1 protein-coding gene is annotated in these 555 nt (G+C 68.1%); it reads left to right on the forward strand.

Annotated elements, in window-relative coordinates; all coding sequences use genetic code 11:
• Positions 1-481 (forward strand): BMP family protein (locus EXE42_RS16550; RefSeq protein WP_137707016.1); only part of this gene is annotated, 481 nt, incomplete at its 5' end.
• Between the last annotated feature and the right edge of the window lie 74 nt (positions 482-555).

Genomic DNA, 555 nt, shown 5'->3' on the forward strand with positions numbered 1-555 from the left:
GGGTAACACCGGCACCGGCGTCTTCCAGGCCGCCCAGGAACAGGGGAAGTTCGCGATCGGCGTCGACCGCGACCAGTCGGTCACGCGCCCGGACTACGCCGACGTCATCCTCGGCAGCATGGTCAAGCGCGTCGACACCGCGGTCTACAACGCGATCGAAGCGACCGTCGACGAGGAGTTCCCCGGCGGCTCGAACGTCGCCCTCGGGCTCGGCAACGACGGCGTCGCGCTCGTCTACGGCGACCAGCTCGGCTCCGAGATCCCCGACGACGTCACCGAGGAGGTCGCGACCGCCCGCGAGAACATCATCGCCGGCGACATCGACGTCCCCTCGTCGCCCGCGCGCCGCCGCACCGGATGTTGTCGGCGCCCCGACCGATCGGCGCGCCGCGGGCACCGAATCATATCCAAACATATTCAATCACGGTTGAACCAGAGGGTAGTAGACCAATGGCCACAGCCGTCCACCTCGACGGGATAACCAAGCGGTTCCCCGGCGTCGTCGCGAACGACGACGTCGACCTCGAGGTCGAACGCGGCACCGTCCACGCCCTT

Origin of the sequence: Halorubrum sp. SP3 (assembly GCF_005435195.1) — an archaeon.
Taxonomy (GTDB): Archaea; Halobacteriota; Halobacteria; order Halobacteriales; family Haloferacaceae; genus Halorubrum; species Halorubrum sodomense.